Origin of the sequence: Pseudomonas sp. B21-019 (assembly GCF_024749225.1) — a bacterium.
GTDB lineage: Bacteria > Pseudomonadota > Gammaproteobacteria > Pseudomonadales > Pseudomonadaceae > Aquipseudomonas.
The window spans coordinates 2,422,680-2,440,956 of the sequence record NZ_CP087193.1; the positions used below are offsets into that span (position 1 = coordinate 2,422,680).

The window sequence follows — 18,277 nt, forward strand, 5'->3', positions numbered from 1 at the left end:
GGGAGGGCGTCTGTCATGGTTTCAATTGAGCAGCTTTGCCAGATTGTCGAGTCCGGTTTCAAGCCGCTCTCCTGCGAATGCACCTTGAACCAGAATGAAACCTTGCGGATCAAGGTTTTCGATCAGAGCTCCGGGCGGATTGAGTTGTTGATCACCGGCGTATCCCCCGACAAACTGATCAGTGTTCGCGATATTTCCAACCTGATCGGCGAACTTCGCACAGAAATGCGTGCCGGTCGCCGAGCGTTCGCCGGTGTCGTGGCCTAACGCACTCCCTGTAGGAGCTGGCGAAGCCTGCGATCTTTTGATCTTCGGCATGTTCGGAACCGCTGAAAATCAAAAGATCGCAGCCTGCGGCAGCTCCTACGCCGAACGCAGCCTCGCTGGGGCTCGACAGCTGCTACAGATTGCCTAACGGCTGGTTTCAAGCTTTTCGCGCGGCAGCAGTTCATCGATCATCTGCAAGCAATGATTCAACCCTGGCGATACATCGCCCACGCGCCTGCTGAGAATGATCGGCGAGATCGCGTTGTCTTCCAGCACCGGAGTGAAGCCAATGTCGTCGCGGTGCAGTAACTGCACCGAGGCCGGTACCAGCGTCACCCCGATTCCCGCCCCCACCAGACCAATCGCCGTTTGCAGCTCGTTGGTCCATTGCGCCACCTTGATGTGCACGCCACTGGCTTCGAACAACGCGATCACGTGGTCGGCGTAACTCGGGCGCGGATTGCCGGGGTAGAGCACAAAAGGTTCTTTCGCCAGTTCCCGAAGGCTGATGGGCCTGGCGAGGAGCGGGTGGCCGGCGGGCAGGGCGGCCACCAGTCGGTCTTCGGTGAGCACGGTCTGCAGGATGGCCGGGTCGTCGATGCGGATGCGCCCGAAGCCGATATCGATACGCCCGGCCTTGAGCGCCTGCACCTGTTGCAACGTGGTCATTTCCGAGAGCCCCAACTCCAGCGCCAGAGGCTCACCGCTGCGCAACCGGCGAATCAGTTCCGGCAGCACGCCATAGAGTGTCGAGGGCGCAAAGCCGATGCCCAGCCAGGTTTTTTCGCCCAGGCCGATCCGCCGCGTGTTGTCGCAAACCTTGCCCAGTTGTTCGAGCAGGGCGGTGGAGTGTTCATGGAAAAAACGCCCGGCGTCGGTCAACTTCAACGGTCGGCCGCGCTCCAGCAGCAGTACCCCGAGTTCGTCTTCCAGCTGCTGGATCTGCCGGCTCAGCGGCGGTTGGGCGATGTGCAGCAGTTCGGCGGCGCGGGTGAAGTTGAGGGTTTGAGCCAACACCTGAAAATACCGCAGGTGACGCAGTTCCATGGGGCCTCCGGATGTCGATCTGTTAAATACCTTTAAGGTATCGAGTCAGACCAATTCTATATTGGCTTCCCGAAAAAAGCCGTACCAGAATCGGTTCCAGAACTTTAAGAACCTGACGGGTATCGCGACATGCTTGCAACAGCCATTGAATCGATCGAGACGATCATCGTCGATCTGCCGACCATTCGCCCACACAAGCTGGCGATGCACACCATGCAGAACCAGACCCTGGTGATCATTCGGGTGCGCTGTGCCGATGGCATTGAGGGTATCGGTGAGTCGACCACCATCGGCGGCCTGGCCTACGGCAACGAAAGCCCGGACAGCATCAAGACCAACATCGACAAACACGTCGCGCCACTGCTGATCGGCCAGGACAGCGGCAATGTGAATGCCGCGATGTTGCGCCTGGAGCGCAGCATTCGTGGCAACACCTTCGCCAAATCGGGTATCGAAAGCGCCTTGCTCGACGCCCAGGGCAAGCGCCTTGGCCTGCCGGTCAGTGAACTGCTGGGAGGACGGGTTCGCGATGCGTTGCCGGTGGCCTGGACCCTGGCCAGCGGCGACACGGCCAAGGACATCGCTGAAGCGGAAAAAATGCTCGACCTGCGCCGCCACCGGATCTTCAAGCTGAAAATCGGCGCTGGCGAGGTCAACCGCGACCTGGCTCACGTCATTGCGATCAAAAAAGCCTTGGGTGATCGCGCCAGCGTGCGGGTCGATGTCAATCAGGCCTGGGATGAAGCAGTCGCTCTGCGGGCCTGCCGGATCCTCGGCACCAACGGCATCGACCTGATCGAACAACCGATCTCGCGCAATAACCGCGCCGGCATGGTGCGCCTGAATGCCATGAGCCCGGCGCCGATCATGGCCGATGAATCCATCGAATGCGTGGAAGATGCCTTTAACCTGGCACGGGAAGGCGCCGCTTCGGTGTTCGCTCTGAAAATCGCCAAGAACGGCGGCCCGCGCGCGGTGCTGCGAACCGCCGCGATTGCCGAGGCGGCCGGTATCGGCCTGTACGGTGGCACCATGCTCGAAGGCGGAATCGGCACGCTGGCCTCGGCCCATGCCTTCGTCACGCTGAACACATTGAGCTGGGATACCGAGCTGTTCGGCCCGCTGCTGCTGACCGAAGACATCCTCAGCGAGCCCTTGGTCTACCGCGATTTCCAACTGCACGTCCCGTCAACACCGGGGTTGGGCCTGGTTCTGGATGAAGAACGCCTGGCGTTTTTCCGTCGAGACAAAATATCCACTGCCGTTCATCAAGCCTGAGGAGGGCATCATGCTGTTTCACGTAAAAATGACCGTGAATTTACCGGTCGACATGAACCCGGAGCGCGCCGCTCAGCTCAAGGCCGACGAGAAAGCCCTGGCCCAGCGCCTGCAAGAGCAAGGCAAGTGGCGTCATCTGTGGCGCATCGCCGGGCTCTATGCCAATTACAGCGTGTTCGATGTCGACAGCGTTCAGGAACTGCACGACTTGCTGATGCAATTGCCGCTGTACCCGTACATGGCCATCGAGGTCAACGCGCTGTGCCGGCATCCTTCTTCCATTCGCGAGGATGACCGCTGAACCCAGCCTGTTCAGTTCGCTACGCTAATAATTACAAGATGAGGATCCACCATGAACGTCAAGATTTCCCACAACGCCAGTGTCCAGAAGTTTCTCGAAGAGGCCAGCGGCCTGCTCAACGAGGCCGGCGATCCGCGGGTCAAAGCGCTGGTTTACCGCATCCTGCGCGATTCGGTGAACATCATCGAAGACCTGGCCGTGACCCCGGAAGAATTCTGGAAAGCCGTCAATTACCTCAACGTGCTGGGCGCGCGGCAGGAGGCCGGTCTGTTGGTGGCCGGGCTCGGTCTTGAGCATTACCTCGACCTGTTGATGGATGCCGAAGACGAGCAGGCCGGCAAATCCGGCGGCACCCCGCGGACCATCGAGGGGCCGCTGTATGTGGCGGGTGCACCGCTGTCGCAAGGCGAAGCGCGTCTCGATGACGGCGTCGATCCGGGTGTGACTCTGTTCATGCAGGGCCGGGTGTTCAACACCGCTGGCGAACCGCTGGCCGGCGCGGTGGTGGATGTCTGGCACGCCAACACCGGCGGCACCTATTCGTACTTCGACACCACCCAGTCCGAGTTCAACCTGCGTCGCCGGATCGTCACCGATGCCGAGGGCCGTTATCGCTTCCGTAGCATCGTGCCGTCGGGCTACGGCTGCCCGCCGGATGGTCCGACCCAGCAACTGCTCAATCAACTGGGCCGTCATGGCCAGCGGCCGGCGCACATTCACTTCTTCATTTCGGCGCCGGATCATCGTCACCTGACCACCCAGATCAACCTCGATGGTGATCAGTACCTGCATGACGATTTCGCCTACGCCACCCGTGACGAACTGATCGCCAAGATCACTTTCAGTGACGATCAGCAGCGTGCGGCGGCCCATGGCGTCAGCGGGCGTTTTGCCGAAATCAATTTTGACTTCACCTTGCAGTCGTCCGCCCAGCCTGAAGAGCAACAACGCCACGAGCGGGTGCGTGCGCTCGAGGACTGATACCCCTCGACCAGCCGAACCGGGCCACGAGATAACCGACCGTTTATCTCGTGGCCTTCTGTGTTTCGGCCCTAGAATGGCGGCGCCACTGATAACAACAATGAGAGTGAACCGATGATGCAAGCGCAATTGTTGAGTCATCGCAGCAGAGTCTTCGACCATGCAGACCCGTATGCGGTGTCGGGCTATGTCAATCAGCATGTCGGCAACCATTGCCTGCAGATGCCCAGGGCCGGCCGGCCGCTGGCCAGCCTCGATCATCGCAAGTTTGCCAGCCTTGATCTGTGCCGCATCAGTTATGGCGCCAGCGTGCGGGTTACCTCTGGCGCGCTGGACAGCATCTATCACTTGCAAGTGCTGTTGCGCGGCAATTGTCTGTGGCGTGGCCATGGTCAGGAACATTACTTCGCGCCCGGCGAGTTGCTGCTGATCAATCCGGACGATCCGGTGGATCTGACCTATTCCAGTGATTGCGAAAAATTCATCCTGAAAGTCCCCACCCGGCTGCTGGAATCGGTGTGCGAGGAGCAGCGTTGGCGGTATCCGGGGCAGGGCGTGCGGTTTCTGGAGAACCGTTATCAGCTCAATCAACTGGAAGGCTTCGTCGGCCTGCTGGCGATGATTTGCCAGGAAGCCGAGGCTTCCGAGCCGATTCCTCGCGTGCAGGAGCACTATGCGCAAATCGTGGTCAGCAAGATGCTCGGCCTGATGAAAACCAACGTCATGCGCACCGATCCCGGCTCAGCCTCGGCCACGTTCGAGGCGCTGGTCGATTACATCGCCTGCAACCTCAAGCAAGACATCGACAGCGAAGAACTGGCGCGCCAGGCGCGGATGAGCTTGCGTTCGCTGTATGGGCTGTTCGAACGCAATGCGGGGGACACGCCGAAAAACTACATCCGGCAGAAGAAGCTCGAACGCATTCACGCCAACCTGAGCGACCCGACCTGCAACGTGCGCAACGTCACGGAAGTGGCCATGGATTACGGCTTCCTGCACCTGGGCCGGTTCTCCGACAGCTACCGTAAACAGTTCGGCGAATTGCCTTCTGACACCCTCAAGCGCCGTCACTGATTGCCAGGGAGGTTTGACGCATAACCTGTGGCGAGGGAGCTTGCTTGTGGCGAGGGGGCTTGCCCCCGTTCGGCTGCGCAGCAGTCGTAAATCCTGCCGACGCGGTGTGCCTGACAGAATGCCGGGGGCCGCTTCGCAGCCCAGCGGGAGCAAGCTCCCTCGCCACATTGGCAACCATCAACCACCGACCGCCCTTTGCACAAAACGGATACAGGTCTGCACCCCGCGGATAGTCCGCCCCATCCCCACGTCCTAGCATGGCCCTGCCTGAATAAAAACAATGGAGGCGGCGGCCATGTCCCTGCGACCCGAATACCTTCACTCCCTGCTTGAAGAAAACCCTGAACAGGGTATCTATCGCTGCAAGCGGGAGATGTTCACTGACCCGCGGCTGTTCGACCTCGAGATGGAACACATCTTCGAAGGCAACTGGCTGTACCTGGCGCACGAAAGCCAGATCCCCAACAACAACGACTTCTACACCACCACCATGGGGCGCCAGTCGATCTTCATCGCGCGCAACAAGGATGGCGTGTTGAACGCCTTTATCAATGCGTGCAGCCACCGCGGGGCGATGCTCTGCCGGCACAAGACCGGCAACAAGAGTTCGTACACTTGCCCGTTCCACGGCTGGACGTTCAACAACTCCGGCAAGCTGCTCAAGGTCAAGGACCCGGCGGCGGCCGGCTACCCGGCGAGCTTCAATTGCGAAGGCTCCCACGACCTGACCAAAGTCGCGCGTTTCGAGTCCTATCGCGGTTTCCTGTTCGGCAGCCTCAAGGCCGACGTGGTGCCGTTGGTGGAGCACCTGGGCGAGTCGGCGAAGATCATCGACATGATCGTCGACCAGTCCGCCGACGGCCTGGAAGTACTGCGCGGTTCCTCCAGCTACATCTACGAAGGCAACTGGAAACTTACCGCCGAGAACGGTGCCGACGGCTATCACGTCAGCTCCGTGCACTGGAACTACGCCGCCACCCAGAATCAGCGCAAACAGCGCGAAGCGGGCGAAGACATCCGCACCATGAGCGCCGGCACCTGGGCCAAGCAGGGCGGTGGTTTCTATTCCTTCGACAAGGGCCACATGCTGCTCTGGACCCGTTGGTCCAACCCCGAGGACCGTCCACTGTACGAGCGTCGCGACGAGTTGGCCCGGGACTTCGGCCAGGCCCGCGCCGACTGGATGATCGAGAACTCGCGCAACCTGTGCCTGTACCCGAACGTGTACCTGATGGACCAGTTCAGCTCGCAGATCCGCATCGCCCGGCCGATCTCGGTCAACCGCACCGAAATCACCATTTACTGCATCGCCCCCAAAGGTGAAAGCGACCACGCCCGTTCGAGCCGCATTCGTCAGTACGAGGACTTTTTCAACGTCAGCGGCATGGCGACTCCAGACGATCTGGAAGAGTTTCGCTCCTGCCAGACCGGTTATCAGGGCAGCGTCACCACCTGGAACGACATGTCCCGTGGTGCCGAACACTGGATTGAAGGCGCCGATGACGCGGCCAAGGAAATCGACCTGCACCCGTTGCTCAGCGGGGTGCGTACCGAAGATGAAGGCCTGTTCGTGCTGCAACACAAATATTGGCAGCAGACCATGCTCAAGGCCCTGGCCGCCGAACAGTCCGACCTGATTGCAGTGGAGGCCGTGCAATGACCATGACCTATGACGCGGTGCGTGATTTTCTCTACCGTGAAGCGCGCTACCTCGACGACAAGCAATGGGACGACTGGCTGGAGTTGTACGCGCCGGACGCGACCTTCTGGATGCCGTCCTGGGATGACAACGACGAATTGACCGAAGACCCGCAGCGGGAAATCTCGTTGATCTGGTACGGCAACCGTACGGGCCTGGAAGACCGCATCTTCCGCATCAAGACCGAGCGTTCCAGCGCCAGCGTGCCGGACACCCGCACCTCGCACAACCTCAGCAACATCGAGCTGATCGAACAGGCCGACGGCCTGTGCAAGGTGCGTTTCAACTGGCACACCCTGAGCTTTCGCTACAAGACCGTCGACAGCTATTTCGGCAGCAGTTTCTACACCCTGGATGTGCGCGGCGAGAACCCGCTGATCTTGGCCAAGAAAGTGATCCTGAAGAACGACTACGTTCGCCAGGTCATTGATGTTTACCACCTCTGAGGCGGCCGTCATGACTCATTCCATTGCGTTCAATTTCGAAGATGGCGTCACCCGGTTCATCGACGCCAACGCCGGCGAAACCGTGGCCGATGCCGCGTACCGCCAGGGCATCAATATCCCACTGGACTGCCGCGACGGCGCTTGCGGCACCTGCAAGTGTTTCGCCGAAGCCGGGCGCTACGACTTGGGCGAGGACTACATCGAAGACGCCCTCAGCGCTGACGAAGCGCAGCAGGGTTTTGTCCTGACTTGCCAGATGCGAGCGCAGAGCGATTGCGTGGTGCGGGTGCCGGTTTCATCGGATGTCTGCCGTACTCGTCAGGCCAGTTACGACGCGACCATCAGCGCCGTGCGTCAGCTGTCCGACAGCACCATCGCACTGTCGATCAAGGGCGAAGCCCTGAGCAAACTGGCGTTTTTGCCGGGGCAGTATGTGAACCTCGGGGTTCCCGGCAGCGAGCAGACCCGCGCGTATTCGTTCAGCTCGTTGCAGCGTGACGGCGAAGTCAGTTTCCTGATTCGCAACGTGCCCGGCGGCTTGATGAGCAGTTTCCTGACCGGCATGGCCAAGGCCGGCGACAGCATGAGCCTGGCCGGACCGTTGGGCAGCTTCTATCTGCGCGATATCCGCCGGCCGTTGTTGCTGCTGGCCGGTGGCACCGGTCTGGCGCCGTTTACCGCGATGCTGGAAAAAATCGCCGAGCAGGGCAGCGAACATCCGCTGCATTTGATCTATGGCGTGACCAACGATTTCGACCTGGTGGAAATCGATCGACTGGAAGCCTTTGCCGCACGAATCCCGAACTTCAGCTTCAGCGCCTGCGTGGCCAACCCCGACAGCCGGCACCCGCTCAAGGGCTATGTGACCCAGCACATCGAGCCACGGCATCTGAACGATGGCGACGTCGATGTCTACCTGTGCGGCCCGCCGCCGATGGTCGAAGCGGTCAGCCAGTTCATTCGCGAGCAAGGCATCGCGCCTGCGAACTTCTACTACGAGAAATTTGCCGCCAGCGCGGCCTGAGCTGCGCTGTTGTGGGAGAGATACATGAATAGATTCCACGAAAAAATCGCGCTGATTACCGGTGCCGCCCAAGGCATCGGCCGGCGTGTGGCGGAACGCATGGCCGCCGAAGGTGCGCGGTTGATTCTGGTCGACCGCTCCGATCTGGTGTTCGAGTTGCAGAAAGAACTGGGGCGGGACAGCCAGGTGCTCGCCCTGACCGCCGACCTTGAGCAATACAGCGAATGCAGCCGCGTGATGCGCACCGCCGTCGAGCGCTTCGGGCGTCTCGATGTGTTGGTCAACAATGTCGGCGGCACGATCTGGGCCAAGCCTTTCGAGCACTATGAAGAGTCGCAGATCGAAGCCGAAGTGCGCCGTTCATTGTTCCCGACGCTGTGGTGTTGCCATGCCGCGCTGCCGTTCATGCTTGAGCAAGGCAACGGCGCTATCGTCAACGTTTCATCCATCGCCACCCGCAGCGTCAATCGCGTGCCTTACGGTGCGGCGAAGGGTGGGGTCAACGCGTTGACCGCGTGCCTGGCGTTCGAAACCGCCGGCCGTGGGGTACGGGTCAACGCGACCGCTCCCGGTGGCACCGAAGCGCCGCCGCGGCTGATTCCGCGCAACACCGCGGAACAAAGCGCTCAGGAAAAGCTGTGGTATCAGCAGATCGTCGACCAGACCCTCGACAGCAGTTTGATGAAGCGCTACGGCACGCTGGATGAGCAAGCAAGCGCTATCCTGTTTCTGGCCAGTGAAGAAGCCTCCTACATCACCGGCATGGTCATGCCGGTCGGTGGCGGCGATTTGGGCTGACAGGCTCGCAACACACCCTCCATGAACGGGAGTCATCCTGATGAGCGATAAACCCACCATTGTCCTGGTCCATGGTTTTTGGGGCGGTGCCGCCCACTGGAACAAGGTTATCGCGCAACTGATCCACAAGGGCTACACCAACATCCGCGCGGTTGAAATACCGTTGACCTCCCTGGCCGACGACGCCGAGCGAACCCGCAAAATGGTCGCTCAGGTACCGGGGCCGGTGCTGCTGGTGGGGCATTCCTATGGCGGTGCGGTGATTACCGAGGCCGGCGATCAACCGAACGTCGTGGGGCTGGTGTACATCGCCGCGTTTGCCCCGGACGTCGGTGAAAGCCCCGGCAGCATTACCCAGCAGCACCCACCGGCAGCGGCCGCGAACCTGGCCCCCGACAGCGATGGCTATTTGTGGGTGAAGCCTGAGCTTTACCACGAAAGCTTCTGTCAGGATCTGCCGGCCATCGACGGGTTGGTCATGGGCATCACCCAGAAAGCACCGTTGGCCAGCACTTTTGGCGACACCATCAACACGGTGGCGTGGAAGAACAAACCGTCGTGGTATCAGGTTTCTGCCTTCGACCGGATGATCGCGCCGCAAAACCAGCAATGGATGGCGACGCGGCTGAACGCCCGGGAGATTCTGACCCTGAATGCCAGCCATGCGTCGCTGGCCTCGATGCCGGCCGAGATTGCCGGGTTCATCGATAAGGCCGCGACTGCTTTGGCCAAAGCCTAGGACTTACAAGCGACGCTGAAATGCTCTGACGATTCTGAGCGTGGCGTCGCTGGTGTTCAGGTTCTGGACGGCGTCCAGCGGGTACCAGATGCAGTCGAAGATTTCATTCCGTGGCCGAGCCTCCGCCAGGTTTACGACCGACGCTTCGTAGACATGGTGGCGGGTGCTGGCCGTGTCCAGCTCCATCAAGTACAGCAGGCCGTCGACCCCAAGCCCGGTTTCTTCATAGAGCTCTCTTGTGGCCGCGCCCGCGATGGTTTCGCCGGGCTCGATTTTTCCGCCCGGCAGGGTCCAGCGCCCCCTGGGTTTGCGCACCAGGAGAATGTGCCGGTCCTGCTCGCAAATGACGGTTGCGCGTACTTTCATGGATTACCTGACTGCCGGTTGTCATAAAGCAGTCATAAAAATGCAATATTCAGACCGCAATCCGCAGACGTGTCTGCTTCAAGGGTTAGAGTCGACAGGGCGGTTGAAAGTGCATTTAACTGCCGGAATCCTGACGCGACGTCTGGTCGGCACTTCAGTGAAAGTCGGGTGTAAGGTAACTGAGTGGACCCTGGACTATCACTGCCGAAATGGAGGTGACTAATGAGCGTTCCGATGCTGACCAAAATGCACATGAACGGCTATGACGTACTCAGCGTGAACAGTGGCCCGTGGCGGGTGTGCACCAAAGGTGACCGGCTTGGATCCTTTGGCAGCCGAGAGGAAGCACTGGCCTATGCGGCTGCACTTCCTGCCTACAGAGCCCGCTCGGGCAGATCGTCGCGTAGCCACAAATCAGACAAATAGTGCGCCTGAAGCCCCGGCATGCCGGGGCTTTTTTGCGCTGTAAGATCGTGGGTCAGTAACCGCCGCCCATCCCGCCCGTTGAGGGGGAATGCTCTCTGGCTTTTTGTTGGACACGACTCCATTCCGCGCACGTCATGAAACTTTTATGGTCGACCTGGCCCCTGCCGTCGAAGCTGACGTTGTACGGCTGCTGATGGCCGGCCTGGGTCAGCTTGTAATCAAAGCAGGTGCCAGGTTCCACCGTGCGGTCTGTTATCGATAGCGGTTTGCCGCCAATCTGCTCGACCTGATCCTTGGTCATGCCGGCTTCGACCTTGGCGACCAGCGGCTGGTCCCGGTAAATTTGTGATTCGGTGTTGCAGCCACCTGCCGCCGCCAGCACGGCGATCAGCGCGCATAGAGGCTTGTTCATGGCAGCGCTCTCTAGTGAGCTTTCGTTCGAGTGATGGTTTTTGCTTTCACCTCTTCAGCATAGCCCGCCAGCCGCTCTTCATCGCCCTGGAACAGCGCGCACAGCCTTAGCGTTGCCTCTGCGTCCGCATCATTGCCGGCCAGGCGCAACTGCTCTGCGATGCGCAAAAGCTCTACCGCCGACCACCTCAGATCCGACGCCACACCTTGCAGGTCACGCCGAAGTTGCTGTTCATATTCGTTAAGCCACATGATGACCTCCTGCAATTCCCCGCTACGAAATAGTAATCCCATTTACCTCAATGGAGCGTTATGTTCGTCTGATCCAAAGAGAGTCGAAATCATGCAACAACCTGCCTACCAACTGCTGGAAGTCGCCAACGGCAAGCCCATCAAACTCTGGACCGAAGGCGTGCCGGTTGAAAGCGAAGCCCGGCAGCAACTGATCAATACCGCGAAGATGCCGTTCATCTTCAAGCACCTGGCGGTGATGCCGGACGTGCACCTGGGCAAAGGTTCCACCATCGGCAGCGTGATCCCCACCGTGGGCGCGATCATTCCGGCGGCCGTGGGCGTGGACATCGGCTGCGGCATGATTGCCGCGCGCACCTCGCTGAGCGCTGCCGATTTGCCGGACAACTTGCACGGTCTGCGCACTGCCATTGAAAAGGCCGTACCCCATGGCCGTACATTGAGCCGTGGTCGCCGTGACGAAGGCGCCTGGGAGCGCGTTCCACAGCAGGCCGATCAGGCCTGGGCGGCGCTGAACCCTCGGTTCAAGGCGATCATCGACAAGTACCCGAAACTCGCCAGCACCAACAACCGCCACCATTTGGGCACCCTCGGTACCGGTAACCACTTCATCGAGGTATGCCTGGACGAGGCCGATCGTGTCTGGTTCATGCTGCACAGCGGTTCTCGCGGCGTGGGCAATGCCATCGGTACCCTGTTCATTCAATTGGCCCAGGCTGACATGCGCGAGCACATCGCCAACCTGCCGGACCGCGACCTGGCTTACTTCAAGGAGGGCAGCCGGCACTTCGATGACTACGTCGAAGCGGTGGGCTGGGCTCAGGACTTTGCTCGGCAGAACCGTGCCTTGATGATGCAAGCGGTGATTCACGCGGCGCGGCAAGTGATCCGCAAACCCTTCGAGGTCGCGCTGGAGGCCGTGAACTGCCACCACAATTACGTACAGAAAGAGCGGCACTTCGGTGAGGACATCCTGGTCACTCGCAAGGGCGCGGTCTCGGCGCAGAAGGGCGAACTGGGGATCATTCCCGGCTCCATGGGGGCCAAAAGCTTCATCGTTCGCGGCCTCGGCAACGAGCAATCGTTCTGTTCCTGCAGCCACGGCGCCGGTCGCACCATGAGCCGTACCAAAGCCAAAAACACCTTCACCGTCGCCGACCAGATCCGCGCGACCGCTCATGTGGAATGCCGTAAGGACGCTGCGGTTATCGACGAGATTCCGATGGCCTACAAGGACATCGACAAAGTCATGTATGCCCAGCGTGATCTGGTGGAAGTGCTCCACACCTTGCGGCAGGTGGTGTGCGTGAAGGGCTAAGGATGGAAGGTGCTTCCACTGGTCGGGAAAATCAACGGGAGCGAACAGCTCTGCTGTCGTATTGAGATAGCGATCTATTCGCTGGGGCGAGGTATCTCAAATGACGGCGACTGATGATTTCAGACACCATGCGCATGAACTGATCGCGGACCTGGATGCGGCCACCACGGAAATGATGAAGTTGATTTCAGCCCATCAGCTCAGTGGGCCGGAATGGGAACGGGTCACGAAATGGCAGCATGAAGCGTACGAGCGGTGGATGAAGTATCTGAATGCGAGTTCGTATACCGATTCCGGCTCGGGGGTCGATCCGGGGCAGGGAGAGGCCTCTGTATAGAAGCCTCTGTATAAGAAAGCTCCTTTAGAGCGGCGTAACCCCCGCGTTTGTTGGATGTCTGCCCACGTACAGGCTACATTTCCCATTTTTCAGGATAGAGAAGCATCATGCGGATGTTGATAGCGGGAGTAACGGTGGCTGCGTTGGCGGGCTGTTCATTGCCCGCATCCCTGGTGCCCGGTGAGCCCAATGTCAGCAAATACAGCGATAAGGCGCCCAAGGAATATGCCGGGTGTGTATTGCCGTTGTGGCGTCAGGAGATTGCGGGAACGACGCAAACCGCGATTTCCAATGGCTACCGGATTACTGCACCGAGCGTCATCACAGCTGACGAGATTCTGGATATCGTGAAGTCGAAGGATGGCAGCCGGGTATCGCTTTACCAAGGACCGCCATGGGCCAAGTCAGGAGCGCTGCGCCAGGCTGTCCGGGATTGTCTGTAACGGCGTCTTCAGTAGATGACTCAAAAATAGTGTGGATATTTAATGAGTTACGAGATTTAGTAACTGGATGGTGAGTCAAAATATCTTGTTACAGATCAATTGATTGGGTAATATTGCCCCGCGTTCACCACCACGGTTTATGCATTTTTAAAGCCCAGGCGTCCATCAGCTGCCTGGGCTTTTTTTTTGTCTGGCATTTAGGGATGGCTTGCAAGCACGCTGCTGGCAGAGCGCCAGCAGCGTCGGTGATGAGGTGGGTAAGCGCTATTGCTAAAACCAGTTGTTACCCGGCCGGATCAGCCTTGCGCCGATCACTGCCAGAAGGATTGCCAGTGTTTATAAGCCTTCTCTCGACCAGGACATTTCGCAGGGCCTGGCGTGCCGAAGGATCCAGTTGATGTTCTCTCTCCTTGAGTTCAAGCAAGATGGGGCTGGACCAGCCACGATAGGTTTGCTCGGTAATACGAGTAGGCGTCATCTATCTCTCCCTTGTGAGTCGCCCGACAACACAGTGGGCGAAGTCCTGTGCGATAAAAATCCTAGTCGAGGAAACGATTTGTCGCCAGCGATTGGCAGTGCCGACTGTCCTGCGCAACGTAGGTTGTTGGTGATTCGGGCGTAAACTGAAAAGGCTACCTCATCAAAAGGAGCCGCATATGATCGCCGACCAAACGATTAGACAGGCGTCGGAGCAAAGCACTGTTTGGGACCAATATTTCTGTGCTGCGCTGATTGCCGAAAGCCATCTGACGGCACCGGTGGTAGGAGAAACCACCCACGAAGACAGGCAAAAACTGCTGATCCAAAGGGCCAAAGCGCTCGCCGACAAGATGCTTGAAAACAGAAGATAAAACGGAGCCCGGCCATTGCGCCGGGCTCTTCACTTCTCGCCCCTTTGACAGGTCACCTGGCCAGGCTGTCACTGGGTGGCGCGATGGACTGATCCGGTTTTTTTGGGCGCTGAGTTCTTTGTTCGTGGATCGTCTACAGTTGGTAATTCATGGATACGGAGATCGAACATGAAGTGCTTAATTTGTCACGCTGTCTCTAACACTGTTCATGTGGCTGAAGACTGGTCAGAAGTTGCATGCTCGGCTGGATGTGGACGCTTCAGGGTCTCGGCCAACCTTATTAAAAAGATGAAGAGCAGGAACGAATCCTTTGACATCGAGCGCACAAGACAATGGCTCAAGATGTCCCGCAATGACGAGCCGGTGCCGCTGATATCCCGCTATGACTACAACGTTGCCTTGTTGCATCGCGACACCGGGGAGAAGTCGGCCATCGCGCCGAGTCGCTCCAGGCAGCCGCTGACTTCGGATTAGATTCCGCTCGTCATTGTTGCGAACCGGGATTCTCCAGCGCCGCTCATTGAGCGGCGTTTTCGTATCCGGCGTTGCTCACGGAACAGCGCAATACGGAAAAACCTGGGGGGAGAGCAGGCGGTTCCGGATGGGTGGGCGAGCGGTTAACTTGTTGATACAAATATGAATCTGTATCATTTAGTTTCAAATCAAGGGTGCGAGGGAGTGCATTGCCCACATAAAAATAAGGTCCAGGTAATGCTCAAAATGCTACTCGTGTACGGTCATCTGATTGCCACCTGTATTGCTCTGGGGAGGGTGCTGCAGGCAGATCAAAAGCTATGGAGCTGGCGCAAGGATGTGTTGAGCCAGGTGCAACGCGAGTATCTCGACGAGACTCAAAAAATTGTCACGCTCGCGCTATTGGCTCTTTGGGGAAGTGGTTTGCTGCTGGTGCTCCAGGGTTACCTCTATGAAGGAACCGCGTATCTGCTCAATCAAAAGCTCTGGGCCAAGGTGAGTGTTGTCGCGCTGCTTAGCCTCAACGGCGCTTTGTTGCATCGGATCGGTTTTCCGCTGCTGCAGAAGGCTCCCTTTGTTTTCTTACGCAGCTGCGCCCGGACTCGCCTTGCACTGTTGGGCGCTCTCTCTATGAGTGGCTGGTTATTTGCCGCATTCCTGGGGGTGGCTCGAGCGTGGAATCACGTACTGCCTTACTTGCATGTGATGGGTGCTTTTGCCGCGTTTTCGTTAGTGGCTTGTGCAGTGGCGTGGATAGTCGCCAGCACAGCGGGCGCCATGGATGATGAGTGGTCGCGCACTGGGAGTGAGTAAAACCTGATTATGCCGGACGCAGGCTGTTCAGGTTTATTCAGAATTGTGTTCGGGACACAGGGCGCAACTCTGGATAGAGTTCTCACCGCTCACCCAGCTTCGGCTCTTTACCAGGCACGGAGTGCTAGGCCTTGGTTGGGCGAGCACCCATTTTTGATTGTTCTCGACAGAGAGAATGACGGCGCACGCGAAACCGTGCTCCCTTCAGGCACCGTCCCTGAGCAACTGGCTGAACGCCTCCAGTTCACTTTTTTCCACATCGGAAACCAGCACGAAGCGCATGTGGTTGACTTGCCAGGACACCACGTTAAAGCCACGAATCGTCTGGGTCTGCCGCGGCTTGTCTGCCTCCGGCACGGGCAGGATAAACACATTGATGATGTGCTTGGCCCTCCCGTAACTCAGGGCTGCCGTGGTCTGGTGTTGCAGATAATCCAGCCGCCCGCCCAGTAATGGAAATCCCTGCGCCGAGTAATCGAATACCGGCGGCGAGAAGTCGAGTTTACCGGTGAACCAGGGCTTCACGGTGTGGCGGTCGGAGGACACCACATCGTTCAGATGCTCGCCCATCAACGAGCGGACATGGCTGGAGACAGCCTCGTCCATCAGCGGTTGCTCGCTGCCCGGCGTCATCACATAAAGCACTGCCGCCAAGGCCAGCGCGGCCGCGGAAAACGTCGGTGCGAACCATTTCTGCCAGCGCTCGACGGCGCGAGTCGCGGGAGCACCTGCGGCAAACACGCTGGCCGCTAACGATGCCGGCGCCGGGTAATACGGCGCCTGGCGCTTCACACTGACCTTCAGCAGTTTCACTTCATCATGCAGCCGCGCGCACTCGGTGCATGCGGCCAGATGCGCAGCCACATCCGCAGTCGTCGCAGGATCGAGTTCGTGATCCAGATAACCATGCAGCCGTGTCTGGCAAACCGTGCAGTCGAGTTCATTCATGATCGTGCAACTTCAGTAGTTCGAGCTTGAGCATCGCGCGCCCCCGGGCCAGTCTCGACATGACGGTGCCGATGGGGATATCGACCACCAAAGCGATGTCCTTGTAAGGCATGTCTTCGAGTTCTTTCAGCACAATCACCTCACGAAACACTGGCGGCAGGGCGCACAGCGCCTGCTGGATCAGCGCCGCGTTTTCCGTGTGAATAGCCAGCAATTCCGGGGTCTGGCTATGGCTCAGTGCCCCTTCGTCATCGCCAATGTCGTCATCGAAAGCAACCCAATGGCGCCCGGCCGAGGCTTTGAGCCAGGTGTAGCTTTCGTTGCGCACGATGGTCAGAAACCAGGCCTTGGCGTTGCCATCGGCGAAACGCTGCAAAAACCTGAAGGCGCGCAGGGCACTTTCCTGCACGACATCGCGTGCGGCGGCGTCGTTGCCAGTGAGCCAGCGCGCGAGGTTGTAAGCGGCGTCCAGATGGGGCGCAATCAGGTCCTCAAATCGCTTCATAGTGGCTTCCGCACTGTCACACCCCTATAACCGTGATGCGTGGTCTTTTATTCCCTGAAAAGAATTTGTTTTCCAACGCGGAATAAACACTCGTCCCGCAAGGTTTACCTCGTGTCAGCTACATCACTGTAGTCCGCTTGCGAGGACATACCGATGGACATTCAATCAATCCCACCAGTGCGCACCGACGACTTGCTGAACCCTGACCGCCGAACGCTGCTCAAGTGCTCGGCGTGGGCTGGGGCAGGAGTCATCTGGGCCCTGAGCGGCGGCATTCCCCGGGCCTTTGCGCTGGATGAGGCAGGCAACGTCGCCGACCCCAAGGCACTGGCCAGCACGTTTCACTTCGTGCAAATCAGCGACTCGCACATCGGCTTCAACAAGGAAGCCAACCCGGAGCCGGCCAAGACGTTACAGGTGGCGATCGACAAGGTCATCGCGCTGCCAAAACCACCGTCGCTGATTCTGCATACCGGCGACATCACGCACCTGTCCAAGCCTGAGGAGTTCGACACTGCGGCACAGTTGCTCAAGGGCCTGCCGTCCACCGTGCATTACGTGCCAGGTGAACACGACACCCTCGACGAGGGCGGCGGCAAGCTTTACCTGGAGCGATACGGCAAGGGCACCAAAGGCAACGGCTGGTACAGCTTCGATGACCACGGCGTGCATTTCATCGCACTGGTAAACGTCTTTAACTTCCAGGCCGGTCACGAAGCCACCCTTGGTGCCGATCAACTGACCTGGCTGGCCGATGATTTGCGGGCAGTGAAGACCAGTACACCCATCGTCGTGTTTACCCACATTCCGCTGTGGACGATTTATCAGCCGTGGGGCTGGGGCACCGAGGATGGTGATCAGGCGATTGCGATGCTGCGCAAGTACGGTTCAGTGACGGTATTGAACGGGCACATCCATCAGGTCATCCAGAAGGTTGAAGGCAACATCACCTTCCACACCGCCCGTGGCACGGCTTACCCACAACCTGCACCGGGTGCGGCGCCGGCACCGGGGCCGATGACGGTGGCCGCCGATCAATTGCGCAATTATCTGGGGATCACCGATGTGCGAGCGACACAGGGCGATCATCCGCTGGCGCTGATTGATTCGACACTGGTCTAGGGGAGGGCGGTCAGATGAAAACGCGACTGTTGGCGGTGGTGTGCCTGATGCTGTCGATGCCGGCGTGGGCTCAGGAGGTGAAGATCGATATCAAGGAGTTCATGTTTGCACCCAAGGATTTGACCGTGGCCGTGGGCACCAAAGTGACGTGGGTGAATGACGACCAGATTCCGCACACGGTGGCAGAAACCCACAAGGTGTTTCGCTCGGGGGCGCTGGATACGAATGACAGTTTTTCCTGGGTGTTCAATACGCCGGGAGAGTTCGAGTATTTTTGTGCGCTGCACCCGCAGATGATCGGGAAGATTGTAGTCACCCAGTAAACAAAGGGCGCTGGAAGGTTTAAAGACCGCAGCC

The 18,277-nt window shown here is 59.0% G+C and carries 26 protein-coding genes; 19 read left to right on the plus strand and 7 right to left on the minus strand.

What is annotated here, in order from left to right:
• Positions 1-15: 15 nt before the first annotated feature.
• Entirely contained in the window at positions 16-267 is a 252-nt protein-coding gene (locus LOY36_RS10935; RefSeq protein WP_258673457.1) for a DUF1652 domain-containing protein, read from the plus strand.
• Positions 268-411: 144 nt separating this feature from the next.
• Here the strand turns inward: LOY36_RS10935 and LOY36_RS10940 are convergent, their stop codons facing one another.
• Positions 412-1,314, minus strand: a complete 903-nt coding sequence (locus tag LOY36_RS10940) for a LysR family transcriptional regulator (protein WP_258673459.1) — start codon at positions 1,312-1,314, stop codon at positions 412-414.
• A 129-nt stretch (positions 1,315-1,443) separates the two neighbouring features.
• Between LOY36_RS10940 and LOY36_RS10945 the strand changes: the two genes are divergently transcribed.
• From LOY36_RS10945 to LOY36_RS10985, 9 genes are all read left to right on the plus strand, one after another.
• Entirely contained in the window at positions 1,444-2,592 is a 1,149-nt protein-coding gene (locus LOY36_RS10945; RefSeq protein ID WP_258673460.1) for a muconate cycloisomerase family protein, read from the plus strand.
• Positions 2,593-2,602: 10 nt separating this feature from the next.
• Positions 2,603-2,893, plus strand: a complete 291-nt coding sequence (gene catC / locus LOY36_RS10950; protein ID WP_007936026.1) for a muconolactone Delta-isomerase — start codon at positions 2,603-2,605, stop codon at positions 2,891-2,893.
• 51 nt (positions 2,894-2,944) lie between these two features.
• Entirely contained in the window at positions 2,945-3,874 is a 930-nt protein-coding gene (catA, locus tag LOY36_RS10955; protein ID WP_258673461.1) for a catechol 1,2-dioxygenase, read from the plus strand.
• A 114-nt stretch (positions 3,875-3,988) separates the two neighbouring features.
• Positions 3,989-4,948: an AraC family transcriptional regulator gene (locus tag LOY36_RS10960; RefSeq protein ID WP_019649242.1), complete on the plus strand. Its 960-nt coding sequence runs from the start codon at positions 3,989-3,991 to the stop codon at positions 4,946-4,948.
• 295 nt (positions 4,949-5,243) lie between these two features.
• Entirely contained in the window at positions 5,244-6,608 is a 1,365-nt protein-coding gene (benA, locus tag LOY36_RS10965; RefSeq protein ID WP_258673463.1) for a benzoate 1,2-dioxygenase large subunit, read from the plus strand.
• The gene (benB, locus tag LOY36_RS10970) at positions 6,605-7,093 is read left to right on the plus strand and encodes a benzoate 1,2-dioxygenase small subunit (protein ID WP_258673464.1); all 489 of its coding nucleotides are present in this window, start codon (positions 6,605-6,607) and stop codon (positions 7,091-7,093) included. The genes benA and benB overlap by 4 nt, the downstream gene beginning before the upstream one ends.
• Positions 7,094-7,103: 10 nt before the next feature.
• Positions 7,104-8,117, plus strand: a complete 1,014-nt coding sequence (benC, locus tag LOY36_RS10975) for a benzoate 1,2-dioxygenase electron transfer component BenC (RefSeq protein ID WP_230172039.1) — start codon at positions 7,104-7,106, stop codon at positions 8,115-8,117.
• 24 nt (positions 8,118-8,141) lie between these two features.
• A complete protein-coding gene (locus LOY36_RS10980) occupies positions 8,142-8,915 on the plus strand; it encodes a 1,6-dihydroxycyclohexa-2,4-diene-1-carboxylate dehydrogenase (RefSeq protein WP_019649239.1) in 774 nt (257 codons plus the stop codon).
• Positions 8,916-8,955: 40 nt separating this feature from the next.
• The gene (locus LOY36_RS10985; RefSeq protein ID WP_258673466.1) at positions 8,956-9,654 is read left to right on the plus strand and encodes an alpha/beta hydrolase; all 699 of its coding nucleotides are present in this window, start codon (positions 8,956-8,958) and stop codon (positions 9,652-9,654) included.
• Between the two features lie 3 nt (positions 9,655-9,657).
• On the opposite strand, the gene LOY36_RS10990 is transcribed toward LOY36_RS10985, so the two are convergent.
• On the minus strand, positions 9,658-10,020 hold the full coding sequence (locus tag LOY36_RS10990) for an NUDIX hydrolase (RefSeq protein WP_258673469.1): 363 nt from the start codon (positions 10,018-10,020) through the stop codon (positions 9,658-9,660).
• Positions 10,021-10,242: 222 nt separating this feature from the next.
• Between LOY36_RS10990 and LOY36_RS10995 the strand changes: the two genes are divergently transcribed.
• Positions 10,243-10,446 carry a hypothetical protein gene (locus tag LOY36_RS10995; RefSeq protein ID WP_007941550.1) on the plus strand — a complete coding sequence of 68 codons (204 nt, stop codon included), beginning with the start codon at positions 10,243-10,245 and terminating at the stop codon, positions 10,444-10,446.
• Positions 10,447-10,498: 52 nt separating this feature from the next.
• Here the strand turns inward: LOY36_RS10995 and osmE are convergent, their stop codons facing one another.
• Together osmE and LOY36_RS11005 are read right to left on the minus strand one after the other, a co-directional pair.
• Positions 10,499-10,858 (minus strand): osmotically-inducible lipoprotein OsmE, encoded by a 360-nt coding sequence (gene osmE, locus LOY36_RS11000; protein WP_258673470.1) that lies wholly within the window; start codon positions 10,856-10,858, stop codon positions 10,499-10,501.
• Between the two features lie 11 nt (positions 10,859-10,869).
• Complete coding sequence (locus LOY36_RS11005) at positions 10,870-11,109, minus strand: hypothetical protein (protein WP_258673473.1); 240 nt, start codon at positions 11,107-11,109, stop codon at positions 10,870-10,872.
• Positions 11,110-11,200: 91 nt separating this feature from the next.
• On the opposite strand from LOY36_RS11005, the gene LOY36_RS11010 reads away from it, so the two are divergent.
• The 3 genes from LOY36_RS11010 (at position 11,201) to LOY36_RS11020 (ending at position 13,207) form a co-directional block, all read left to right on the plus strand.
• Positions 11,201-12,427, plus strand: coding sequence for an RtcB family protein (locus LOY36_RS11010; RefSeq protein WP_258673478.1), 1,227 nt, complete (start codon positions 11,201-11,203; stop codon positions 12,425-12,427).
• Between the two features lie 100 nt (positions 12,428-12,527).
• Positions 12,528-12,764: a hypothetical protein gene (locus tag LOY36_RS11015; RefSeq protein WP_018927984.1), complete on the plus strand. Its 237-nt coding sequence runs from the start codon at positions 12,528-12,530 to the stop codon at positions 12,762-12,764.
• 107 nt (positions 12,765-12,871) lie between these two features.
• On the plus strand, positions 12,872-13,207 hold the full coding sequence (locus LOY36_RS11020; RefSeq protein WP_019649234.1) for a hypothetical protein: 336 nt from the start codon (positions 12,872-12,874) through the stop codon (positions 13,205-13,207).
• 283 nt (positions 13,208-13,490) lie between these two features.
• Here LOY36_RS11020 and LOY36_RS11025 read toward each other — a convergent pair whose 3' ends face one another.
• Positions 13,491-13,685, minus strand: coding sequence for a hypothetical protein (locus tag LOY36_RS11025; RefSeq protein ID WP_081625797.1), 195 nt, complete (start codon positions 13,683-13,685; stop codon positions 13,491-13,493).
• A gap of 178 nt (positions 13,686-13,863) precedes the next feature.
• Between LOY36_RS11025 and LOY36_RS11030 the strand changes: the two genes are divergently transcribed.
• From LOY36_RS11030 to LOY36_RS11040, 3 genes are all read left to right on the plus strand, one after another.
• On the plus strand, positions 13,864-14,058 hold the full coding sequence (locus LOY36_RS11030; protein ID WP_019649233.1) for a hypothetical protein: 195 nt from the start codon (positions 13,864-13,866) through the stop codon (positions 14,056-14,058).
• A 342-nt stretch (positions 14,059-14,400) separates the two neighbouring features.
• Entirely contained in the window at positions 14,401-14,532 is a 132-nt protein-coding gene (locus LOY36_RS11035) for a hypothetical protein (protein ID WP_256597093.1), read from the plus strand.
• Between the two features lie 237 nt (positions 14,533-14,769).
• A complete protein-coding gene (locus LOY36_RS11040) occupies positions 14,770-15,345 on the plus strand; it encodes a hypothetical protein (RefSeq protein WP_258673481.1) in 576 nt (191 codons plus the stop codon).
• A gap of 204 nt (positions 15,346-15,549) precedes the next feature.
• Here the strand turns inward: LOY36_RS11040 and LOY36_RS11045 are convergent, their stop codons facing one another.
• Entirely contained in the window at positions 15,550-16,293 is a 744-nt protein-coding gene (locus LOY36_RS11045; protein WP_258673485.1) for an anti-sigma factor, read from the minus strand.
• Complete coding sequence (locus tag LOY36_RS11050; RefSeq protein ID WP_007941935.1) at positions 16,286-16,798, minus strand: sigma-70 family RNA polymerase sigma factor; 513 nt, start codon at positions 16,796-16,798, stop codon at positions 16,286-16,288. The genes LOY36_RS11045 and LOY36_RS11050 overlap by 8 nt, the downstream gene beginning before the upstream one ends.
• A 153-nt stretch (positions 16,799-16,951) precedes the next feature.
• Here LOY36_RS11050 and LOY36_RS11055 point away from each other — a divergent pair, with 153 nt between their 5' ends.
• Entirely contained in the window at positions 16,952-17,920 is a 969-nt protein-coding gene (locus LOY36_RS11055) for a metallophosphoesterase (RefSeq protein ID WP_258673488.1), read from the plus strand.
• Positions 17,921-17,934: 14 nt separating this feature from the next.
• On the plus strand, positions 17,935-18,243 hold the full coding sequence (locus LOY36_RS11060) for a cupredoxin family copper-binding protein (RefSeq protein ID WP_007941931.1): 309 nt from the start codon (positions 17,935-17,937) through the stop codon (positions 18,241-18,243).
• The last annotated feature ends 34 nt before the right edge of the window (positions 18,244-18,277 follow it).